The organism is Oleiphilus sp. HI0061, assembly GCF_001635675.1.
Window position 1 is genome coordinate 1 of the sequence record NZ_LWFE01000470.1, and the last position, 876, is coordinate 876.

The 876-nt window shown below is 46.9% G+C and carries 2 protein-coding genes; both read left to right on the forward strand.

Annotated elements, in window-relative coordinates; all coding sequences use genetic code 11:
* Positions 1 to 241 (forward strand): peptide-methionine (S)-S-oxide reductase (locus A3735_RS06290; RefSeq protein WP_197485704.1); only part of this gene is annotated, 241 nt, incomplete at its 5' end.
* A gap of 85 nt (positions 242 to 326) precedes the next feature.
* The coding region (locus A3735_RS06295; RefSeq protein ID WP_197485705.1) for an aldo/keto reductase at positions 327 to 876 on the forward strand (550 nt) is incomplete at its 3' end.

The window sequence follows — 876 nt, forward strand, 5'->3', positions numbered from 1 at the left end:
CGACCAGGGAACACAATACCGTTCAGGCATTTACACCTTCAATGACGAACAAAGCAAACTTGCTAATGAAAGCCTACAACAATACCAAGTAGCGCTAACAGCGCGGGGGTTTAGCGAAATCACTACCGAGATTAAACAAGCCTCTGAGTTTTACTATGCTGAAGAATATCACCAGCAATACCTTGATAAGAATCCCGACGGCTACTGTGGCTTAGGTGGCTGTGGGGTCGAGCTGTTCTAGTAATGCGGTAAAGCCCCTGGAAAAAACACTGTCCGCACCTAAGGAGATCTATTACTATAAGCGAAACTAAATAGAGGCTTGATCAATGAACTATTCAAAACTTGGTAGCAGCGGCATTAATGTTTCACGAGTATGCCTGGGCTCGATGACCTGGGGCACACAAAATACTCAGCGCGATGCCAGTGAGCAAATCGACTTCGCCTTGGCGCAAGGCGTGAACTTCATTGATACAGCAGAGATGTATGCAGTGCCACCTTCAGCCGATACCTATGGCAAAACAGAAAAGATGATAGGTAACTGGCTGGCAGCTAATTCGAGTAAACGAGGTGACATTATTCTGGCCTCAAAGATTGCAGGAAATGGCCTACCTTGGATACGCGGGGGTGGTGACATCACGGGTGAGTCGATTATCACCTCAGTAGACGCATCCTTAAAGCGCCTTAAGACCGACTACATCGACCTCTACCAACTCCATTGGCCCAATCGTACCTCGCCTCACTTCGCCAAACATTTCCCTGGTCGAATTTCTTTTACCGATGTAGACCGTCAGGCACACTCCGATCAAATGCTAGAAATTCTTCAGGCTTTAAATGACTGCATCAAAGCCGGGAAAATTAGACATTGCGGTTTATCAG